Source organism: Vibrio sp. Isolate33, assembly GCF_022397895.1.
GTDB lineage: Bacteria > Pseudomonadota > Gammaproteobacteria > Enterobacterales > Vibrionaceae > Vibrio > Vibrio pomeroyi.
Genome location: NZ_JAKEUP010000008.1, coordinates 171,350 through 180,618 on the forward strand (window position 1 = coordinate 171,350; position 9,269 = coordinate 180,618).

The following is a 9,269-nucleotide window of genomic DNA, read 5'->3' on the forward strand; positions in this document are numbered from 1 at the left end:
TGATATCAAATCGAGTTACTTTTTCCAGTATACCTCGTTGTGACGGATCATAGCTTGTAAATCAGTCACATAGTCTGAACCTCGCTCAGAATATTTTAGCAACCCATTGGTAAGCTCTGTAGCTGTGCTCATCGTAAGCAAATCATCGCCTTGTGCCGCAAGTTTGGCGCGGATCGCTCTTAAATCGGCATATGCACGATTTCGGTTCAGGTTCATGAAGTAACGGTGTACAGACTCCTGGCTCGAAGAGAATGTTGCCACTTCATGAGAGCTACCTTCGTTACGTTGTAGCGGAACAAGGCCACAACCTTTGGTGTAACACCAGTGCCCGAAATAGTTGTTCGCTTGAGTTGCAAAGCGCGATGTACCCCAAGCCGACTCGTTTGCCGCCTGAGTTAACACAAGCGCTTCAGGTAGCACGTTTACACGGTTCAGCATCTCTGTAAGCCAAGCTTGATCTAATCCTGACGAAGGTACAGGCAAGCTGTACAACTTCCCTAACCTTTTTGCGTATGACACATCTTCCGAGTCAATGTTCGAAATGCCAGCGTCAGAAACCTTAGTCAAAAACGCGCGCTCTTTAGTGATGCGTTTGTTTTCGATATTGATACTTGGGCGTAAATAAGAAAAGAAGGTGTCTTTCTTCTCGTTTACATCTTCAATGGCAGCAAAGTTCGGTGTATTTGAAGCCACGGTTAAGTTGCCGAACTGCTGTTCAGAATCTTGGCTTGTCTTACTTGCACGACGTCGCTCTTCTTCTTGTTGGTAAAGAAGTGGCCCAACTAATGAGATCGAGCCAACAAGGGCAAGTGCCGTCACTTTTAGTGCAAGAGATTTGCTTGAGCTTGCTTGAACGTTATTACGCATCGAATACCTGCGGGTTTTTATTGTTATCGTCGTTATTATCGTCATCACTCTTCGGGTGTTCAGAAGCAATCACCTTAAGTTTGATGCCAAACATTTCGCGGTAAAGAATCCCTTTCACATGGAAGAAGAAAGGCAAAACGAAGATCAGGCCAATGCCGTACATCATTGCAGCGACGATGAACATCAACATAACGAGCAAGTAGATAGATGCAACGGTGAAGATTTTCTTATTCACAGCACGTAATGAAAGCAGCAGCGATTGCATTGGTGGCACTTTCTTATCACAAATCAGCAGAATTGAATGGCTGAACGCAAGCGAGAAGTAAATCGACAAGAACGGCAGAATCATACCCGCGATGCCTTGCAGCATTAGGCTAAACAGAGTCACCAGAATAACAGGAACCGTGAACTGCAAACCTTTACCAATATGACGCACTTTAGTTTGTAGGCCAGCTGCGTGGCTCATCGCCATCAAACAGATGCCAGCATAGATAGGCGCGCTGATCACTTCATAGCTGAAGTTGGCAATAAAAATGGATTCAACGATTTGTGGCGTAAACGCCTCTGGATCGATAACCGCATCTAAGATAACCGCAGGATCACCCAGTTGCAGTTTTAGTGCGATATAAAAGATAGCCAGTTGCACGAACATCAGAGCAACAATCGCAGGGGAGAACGAAAGAAAGTGACTTATCGTATGTTTCCAAGCTTCTTGGAATACAGCCGTTGCTTTGAGCTCATAATCGCCGGAAAGTGCACGGTTGATACTACCGCCCAAATTAAAATCTTTTTCGATGTCGTTGTTCATATTGATACCTAGGTGCGCTAATTAAACTAAGCGACCTAACTTATTGATAAAAAATTACCTTCATTATACTCATATGTCGGATACAAACTAAAATATGAATCTGTAACAAGGCTTGCTTTTGCGTCTTAATGGTTAATAATTAGACACTTGTCGGGGCGTAAACCCAGTAAATAACAGTATGGTAAAGGATGTTTACTTTTACCTGCGAAATTTTTTATCTTCGAAAGGTAAAAAATGCTTTGAATTCACGTTTTTGGTGATTATGATGCGCGCCTTAAAGGTGTATAGCAACAGGTCTCAAATAGAACCAAGGTGGAGAAAAACAGACGTTGAACGCTAAAAAATCAGTAGGAAAGCCAGTAGTACAGCTAACTGGCATTAGTAAAAGTTTCGATGGTAAGGAAGTCATCGGCAATCTTGATTTAAACGTAAATCATGGTGAGTTTCTCACGATTTTAGGCCCATCAGGTTGTGGTAAAACAACCGTACTAAGAATGATTGCGGGTTTTGAAACAGCAGATAGTGGTCAAATACTATTAGCTGAACAGAACGTAACCCAAGTTCCTGCTGAACAAAGGCATGTAAACACTGTATTCCAAAGCTATGCCCTATTCCCGCATATGACCGTTTTCGACAATGTGGCATTTGGCTTACGCATGCAGAAAGTACCAAGTAGCGAGATTGAACCTCGTGTAATGGATGCTTTAAAAATGGTGCGCCTAGAACAAATGGCACAACGAAAACCACACCAGCTATCTGGTGGCCAACAGCAACGTATCGCAATCGCTCGTGCTGTCGTTAATAAGCCAAAAGTTCTTCTATTGGATGAATCTCTATCTGCTCTGGATTACAAATTACGTAAACAGATGCAAATCGAGCTAAAACAATTACAACGCCAACTTGGCATCACGTTCATTTTTGTAACGCACGACCAAGAAGAAGCGCTGTCTATGTCTGACCGTATTATTGTTATGCGTGATGGCGTGATTGAACAAGATGGTACGCCAAGAGAGATCTACGAAGAGCCTAAGAACCTGTTTGTAGCCCGCTTCATTGGTGAAATTAACGTATTCGAAGCGACAGCGAAATCTCGTTTAGATGAAAAACGCATTGTTGCGACAATCGAAGGTGAAGAGTCAGTTATCTATCACGATAAAGACGTAACACCGGGTCAAAAACTGCAAGTACTGCTTCGCCCTGAAGATCTTCGTATCGAAGAAATCAAAGAGTCTGAGCAACGCGGTATTGTTGGCCACATTGTCGAGCGAACCTATAAAGGCATGACATTGGATTCAGTCGTAGAACTTGAATATGGTATGCGTGTGATGGTTAGCGAATTCTTCAACGAAGATGACCCTGATGTTGATCACTCACTGGGCCAAAAAGTTGCAGTAACTTGGGTTGAGAGCTGGGAAGTGGTATTAGAAGATGAGCAAGAAGTTTAATTTACAAAACGCGATAGTTGCTTTAATCACAGGTTGGTTAGTGCTGTTCGTGATGATTCCAAACATCATGATCATCGGTACTAGCTTTTTAACTCGTGACGAAGCGAACTTGATCGAGATGACCTTCACTCTCGATAACTACGTGCGTTTGGCTGACCCGCTGTATTTTAAAGTGCTGATGCACTCTTTCTATATGGCGATTGTCGCAACCCTACTTTGTTTAATCATTGGTTACCCGTTCGCTTACATCGTGGCAAAAATGCCGGCGAAATGGCGCCCAATCATGTTGTTCCTAGTGATTGTGCCATTTTGGACGAACTCTTTGATCCGTACTTACGGACTAAAAGTGGTGCTAGGTACTCAAGGTGTGTTGAACAAGGGCTTGTTAGCATTAGACATTATCGATAAGCCGCTACGTATCATGTACTCAGAAACAGCAGTGATGATCGGTTTGGTGTATATCCTACTTCCGTTCATGATTCTGCCGTTGTATTCAGCGATTGAAAAACTGGATGATACGTATTTAGAAGCCGCTAAAGATTTAGGTGCGAACAAACTGCAAACGCTATTGAAAGTGGTACTACCTTTGACAATGCCAGGCATTATCGGCGGTTGTTTATTGGTACTTCTTCCTGCGTTGGGCATGTTCTACATCTCTGACTTATTGGGCGGCGCTAAGAACCTATTGATTGGTAACGTGATTAAGAGCCAAGTGCTCAACGCTCGAGACTGGCCGTTTGGCGCAGCAACGAGTATCGCATTGACCATGGCAATGGCTGTGATGCTATATGCCTACTACCGAGCAGGTAAGTTATTGAACAAGAAAGTGGAGCTAGACTAATGGGTCGCACAGTTAAGTTCAGCTTTATGGCGCTGGTATACGCTTTTCTATACCTACCTATTATCGTATTGATTGCGAACTCATTTAATGCCAACAAGTTTGGTATGAAATGGGGTGGCTTCACCACTAAGTGGTATGACGCGTTGATTAACAACGACAGCCTAATGCAGGCTGCGTGGCACTCGATTAACGTAGCGGTGTTCTCAGCAACAGCCGCAACGATTGTCGGCAGCCTAACCGCAGTAGCCCTATTCCGTTACCAGTTCAAAGGTAAAGGCGTAGTCAATGGCATGTTGTTCATCGTAATGATGTCTCCAGATATCGTAATGGCGATTTCGCTTCTTGCGCTATTCTTGGTAATGGGTGTGCAACTTGGGTTCTTTACCCTGCTTGCAGCGCACATTACGTTCTGTCTACCGTTTGTTGTTGTAACGGTCTACAGTCGCTTGAATGGCTTTGATGTGAAAATGCTAGAAGCAGCAAAAGACTTAGGCGCAAGCGAGTGGACGATTCTAAAACAGATCATCCTTCCCCTTGCTAAGCCAGCGGTAGCTGCGGGTTGGTTATTGAGCTTCACTCTGTCTTTGGACGATGTGATCATCAGTTCTTTCGTAACGGGCCCAACGTATGAAATCTTGCCACTGAAGATTTACTCAATGGTTAAAGTGGGTATCTCTCCTGAGGTAAACGCCCTAGCAACAGTGATGTTAGTGGTGTCGTTAGTACTGGTGATTATTTCTCAGTTACTAGCGAGAGAGAAGATCAAGTAAGTCTCCTACTCTATTCAGAGATGAACTTGATAAGAAGTTAACAAACTTCATGTTCTACAAAGTGTTAATCATAAACAGAATGGTAAATTGCCATTCTGTTTTTCTATCTACTGCCTTCGGGCAACGTTTAGTTTGGAGCTAACGTCAATGAAAAAATGGGCTACTCTATTAGCTGGTAGTGCATGTGCGCTTTCAATGTTATCTGCACCATCTTTTGCAAAAGATAACAAAGAATTGGTATTCATGAACTGGGGACCTTACATCAACAGTGAGATTCTAGAACAGTTCACTGATGAAACTGGTATCAAGGTTATTTACTCGACTTACGAGTCGAACGAAACCTTGTACGCAAAGCTAAAAACACACAACAAAGGCTACGACCTAGTTGTGCCGTCGACTTACTTCGTATCTAAGATGCGTGATGAAGGTATGCTTCAAAAGATCGACAAAACTAAGCTGAACAACTTCAAGAATCTAGATACTAACTACCTAGATAAGCCGTACGACCCGAATAACGACTACTCTATCCCACACGTAGTTGCTATTACTGGTTTGGCTGTTAACACAGACATGTACGACCCAGAAGATTTCCAAAGCTGGGCTGACCTATGGAAGCCTGAACTTGAAGGTCAACTGATGATGATGGACGACACTCGTGAAGTGTTCCACATCGCACTGCGTAAACTAGGTTACTCAGGCAACACAACCAACGAGAAAGAAATCGATGAAGCTTACGCTGAACTGCAAAAGCTAATGCCGAACGTTCTTGTGTTCAACTCAGACAACCCAGGCGCGCCTTACATGTCTGGTGAAGTTGGTCTTGGTATGCTTTGGAATGGTTCTGCTGCTGCAGCGCAAAACGAAGGCTTACCAATTAAACTGATTTTCCCTAAAGAAGGCGGCATCGGTTGGGTTGATAACTTTGCAATCAGTTCTGGCGCGGTAAACGTAGAAGCGGCTCATAAGATGATCGACTTCCTACTTCGCCCTGAAATCGCTGAGCAAATCTCTCGTGACACAGGCTACCTAACGGCAGTTAAAGCGTCTAACGAGAAGTTTAAAGACAGCCCTGCTCTGTTCCCATCTCAAGAAGATCTTGATCGTGTTGAATGGCAAGCTGCGGTTGGCGACAAGACAGTGAAGTACGAAGATTACTTCATGAAGCTTAAAGCCGGTCAGTAAGCGAGTTCGTTATCTAGTTGCTCTGGTCACCAGATGCTAATAAGTCATTGGTTTACTTAACAAGGCTATCTAGATAATCAACAAGTTAAAAATAAGAATATCAATGAATAGGCAGCTTAGGCTGCCTATTTTGTTATATCGCTGCTATAATATAGCGCGATTTTTAGAAATCCTTTTACTTTGGGTTCACTACCCAGCTCCAAATCAAACAAATGAACGGAACAGTAATGAAAAAAACACTGTATACCGGCGCATTGTGTGCTGCTACTTTACTTTCTACACCCTCTTTCGCAGCTGACCAAGAACTGTATTTTTACAACTGGTCTGAATATATCCCGAATGAAGTACTAGAAGACTTCACAGAAGAGACTGGCATTAAAGTCTACTACTCAACTTATGAGTCTAACGAAAGCATGTACGCTAAGTTAAAAACTCAAGGTACGGGTTATGACTTAGTGGTTCCTTCTACTTACTTCGTTTCTAAGATGCGTAAAGAAGGCATGCTTCAAGAACTTGATAAAACTAAGCTAAGCCACTTTGCTGATTTGGATCCAAATTACTTAGATAAGCCATTTGACCCAAGCAACAATTACTCGATCCCTTACATCTGGGGCGCAACGGGTATTGGTATCAACTCAGATATGCTAGACAAGTCTTCAGTTAAAAACTGGGGCGATCTGTGGGATACACAGTGGGAAGGTCAATTGATGATGATGGATGACTCTCGTGAGGTTTTCCACATTGCACTGTCTAAACTGGGTTACTCTCCAAACACAACAAACCCAGAAGAAATCAAAGAAGCGTACGAAGAACTTCGTAAGCTAATGCCAAACGTGTTGGTATTTAACTCAGATTTCCCAGCGAACCCTTACCTAGCGGGTGAAGTGTCTCTTGGTATGCTTTGGAATGGCTCTGCTTACATGGCACGCCAAGAAGGCGCAACGATTGACATTATCTGGCCAGAAAAAGGCGCTATCTTCTGGATGGACAGCCTAGCAATTCCTTCAGGTGCTAAGAACATCGAAGCGGCTCATAAGATGATCGACTTCCTTCTTCGTCCAGAGAACGCAGCTAAGATCGCTCTAGAGATCGGTTACCCGACTCCAGTTAAAACGGCTTACCCTCTTCTTCCAAAAGAATTTGCTGAAGATAAGAACGTTTTCCCACCACAATCAGTGATGGATAACGGCGTTTGGCAAGATGAAGTTGGTGAAGCGAGCGTTATTTATGACGAGTACTTCCAAAAACTTAAAGTAAACAACTAGATTGTTACTGACAGGTTAATAAAGCGGCGTAAGCCGCTTTATTTTTATCTATACTTTATATACGATGGCATTAAACGATATGGAGTGCGTTATAATATGCCAGCGAACCCTATACTATTGGTTGTGACTCTAATGCTGCTTGCGTCATTATTGATGCTTGGTCTGAGTTCATTCATCCACATAGACTCTAATTACGACCTGTTTTTCGAAACGAACACGCTCGTGATCACCATGTATATCTACTACGTTGCTCGTCACGCTATTCGCCCTCATAAAATCCTTCGCTGCGGCGCGCTGCTGCTTATTTTTAATCTATTCTATGATGTGACGACAGAGCTCAAACACCTCGATGAATGGGCAGACAGAAATGAATTGCTCGACACTTTCCTCGAAGATGGCTTATTGCAGATCGCTTTTCTACTTATCGCCTACGGTATTACCGAACTTACGACTCAACTGAAGGATCAAAGTAAGCAAGACGAGCTAACAGGTTTGTACAATCGTAAGAAGTTTGATGCCATCAAACTAAAAGAGTTCGAGCTTATCTATTTCGACTTAGACGGCTTAAAAACGGTGAATGACCGCAAAGGTCATAAAGTCGGTGATCTCATGATTGTTCGATTCTCTCAAGCGTTAAGCCAATCGGTATTGGAAGATGAAATGGTGTTTCGTGTCGGTGGTGACGAGTTTGTTGCGACGGCACAACTGGGGCGTGGTGGTGAGTTCGTCAGCCAAGTCAGCAACCTACTCCATGGTGAAAATATCTCTTTCTCTTACGGCATAGAAGTGACTTGTCATGAAAACTTTCAACAGGCGCTGGATAAGTCAGATAAGGCGATGTATGAAATGAAAAAAGCGCAGCGTTCTATTACAACAGGTTCTTAAGTCTCTCAAAGAGTTCTTAAGTCTCCTAAATAAAAAATGTTTCACGAACAAAAAAAGCAAACACCTATCTAACTTGCTGATTAGCGATTAGATACGTATCTGCTTTTTGTTGCTGTTGCTTTTTAGAGGCGTATATCTTCAATTAAGCCGTTAACGAGCTTGTCTCAGTACACAGAAGATCTCTCAGTACAAAGAAGCTCACCGACTAGCTTGGGTACTTCGATACTCGCTTTACCGTAACGTTTCTCTTCAAACTCGCTCTCTACTGCACTTGGCTCAAGGTTGATTTCGATCGTATGTGCGCCATGCATTTTCGCATCATGCACAAACCCAGCAGCTGGATACACCACGCCTGATGTACCGATTGAGATAAACAGATCGGCTTCTTCTAGTGCGGAATAAATGTCGCCCATTCTCAATGGCATTTCGCCAAACCAAACAATATGAGGGCGCATTTGCGCGGGAATCTGACAACAGTGACAAAGCTCGCCTGTCTCGATGTTATCTTTATGATCGATAACTTGATTTGATTCGCTACAGCGCGCTTTAAGCAGTTCACCGTGCATGTGGATGATATTGCTGCTACCGCCTCTCTCATGCAGGTTGTCGATGTTTTGAGTAATGATGGTAACTTTGCCATCAAGCTTGTCTTCAAGCTCTCCTAGCGCCTTGTGGGCTGAATTTGGCTGGATGCTTTCATTTTGCAGACCGTGACGACGTTTGTTGTAAAACGCTTGTACTAAGTCAGGATCTTTTGCAAAGCCTTCAGGCGTCGCGACATCTTCGATTTTATGGTTTTCCCATAATCCGTCTTGTGCTCGGAATGTTTGAATCCCCGACTCTGCAGAGATGCCAGCGCCAGTAAGAATTACGATATTTCGATATGGGAAATGCATATAACGTCCTTTTAGATATGTCACTTTGTTACAGCTTAGCACTGTTCAAATTCCAACAATAGTTTTAGGGATTAGACCATAGTCTTAGGCAACTGAATTCATTGGCTATTTGTGACATAACTCGCTTGATAGTTGTGACCTTTCCTACGCAAACTCTCTGTTTTAACATTCATAGAAACAAAAATGTATGGTCCGCCCCGTTATTGCAACTACAATTAAGTAATAACGGAGTTGGTTTGCGCTAATGTATTCGGAGTCCTTGTTGGGAGCACTAGCTTCCCAGCTCCACGATGATATCCGCGCCAGATTA

General features: G+C 43.2%; 9 protein-coding genes. 6 read left to right on the forward strand and 3 right to left on the reverse strand.

All coding sequences use genetic code 11. From position 1 onward, the window contains the following. Positions 1 to 15: 15 nt before the first annotated feature. Positions 16 to 867: a glucosaminidase domain-containing protein gene (locus L1D37_RS13720; RefSeq protein WP_239848246.1), complete on the reverse strand. Its 852-nt coding sequence runs from the start codon at positions 865 to 867 to the stop codon at positions 16 to 18. Next, the gene (locus L1D37_RS13725) at positions 860 to 1,675 is read right to left on the reverse strand and encodes a hypothetical protein (RefSeq protein ID WP_029405598.1); all 816 of its coding nucleotides are present in this window, start codon (positions 1,673 to 1,675) and stop codon (positions 860 to 862) included. The genes L1D37_RS13720 and L1D37_RS13725 overlap by 8 nt, the downstream gene beginning before the upstream one ends. 329 nt (positions 1,676 to 2,004) lie before the next feature. On the opposite strand from L1D37_RS13725, the gene potA reads away from it, so the two are divergent. The 6 genes from potA (at position 2,005) to L1D37_RS13755 (ending at position 8,063) form a co-directional block, all read left to right on the forward strand. Continuing rightward, positions 2,005 to 3,120: a spermidine/putrescine ABC transporter ATP-binding protein PotA gene (gene potA / locus L1D37_RS13730; protein ID WP_239848247.1), complete on the forward strand. Its 1,116-nt coding sequence runs from the start codon at positions 2,005 to 2,007 to the stop codon at positions 3,118 to 3,120. Continuing rightward, the gene (gene potB, locus L1D37_RS13735) at positions 3,104 to 3,961 is read left to right on the forward strand and encodes a spermidine/putrescine ABC transporter permease PotB (protein WP_017632481.1); all 858 of its coding nucleotides are present in this window, start codon (positions 3,104 to 3,106) and stop codon (positions 3,959 to 3,961) included. Before potA ends, potB begins: the two co-directional genes overlap by 17 nt. After that, positions 3,961 to 4,731: a spermidine/putrescine ABC transporter permease PotC gene (gene potC, locus L1D37_RS13740; RefSeq protein ID WP_008217945.1), complete on the forward strand. Its 771-nt coding sequence runs from the start codon at positions 3,961 to 3,963 to the stop codon at positions 4,729 to 4,731. Before potB ends, potC begins: the two co-directional genes overlap by 1 nt. A 147-nt stretch (positions 4,732 to 4,878) precedes the next feature. Beyond that, entirely contained in the window at positions 4,879 to 5,913 is a 1,035-nt protein-coding gene (locus L1D37_RS13745; RefSeq protein ID WP_239848248.1) for an extracellular solute-binding protein, read from the forward strand. 227 nt (positions 5,914 to 6,140) lie between these two features. Next, positions 6,141 to 7,178 carry an extracellular solute-binding protein gene (locus tag L1D37_RS13750; RefSeq protein ID WP_057622386.1) on the forward strand — a complete coding sequence of 346 codons (1,038 nt, stop codon included), beginning with the start codon at positions 6,141 to 6,143 and terminating at the stop codon, positions 7,176 to 7,178. A gap of 84 nt (positions 7,179 to 7,262) precedes the next feature. Beyond that, the gene (locus L1D37_RS13755; RefSeq protein WP_239848249.1) at positions 7,263 to 8,063 is read left to right on the forward strand and encodes a GGDEF domain-containing protein; all 801 of its coding nucleotides are present in this window, start codon (positions 7,263 to 7,265) and stop codon (positions 8,061 to 8,063) included. 164 nt (positions 8,064 to 8,227) lie between these two features. On the opposite strand, the gene cobB is transcribed toward L1D37_RS13755, so the two are convergent. Next, positions 8,228 to 8,959 (reverse strand): Sir2 family NAD+-dependent deacetylase, encoded by a 732-nt coding sequence (gene cobB / locus L1D37_RS13760; RefSeq protein ID WP_239848250.1) that lies wholly within the window; start codon positions 8,957 to 8,959, stop codon positions 8,228 to 8,230. Positions 8,960 to 9,269 lie beyond the last annotated feature (310 nt).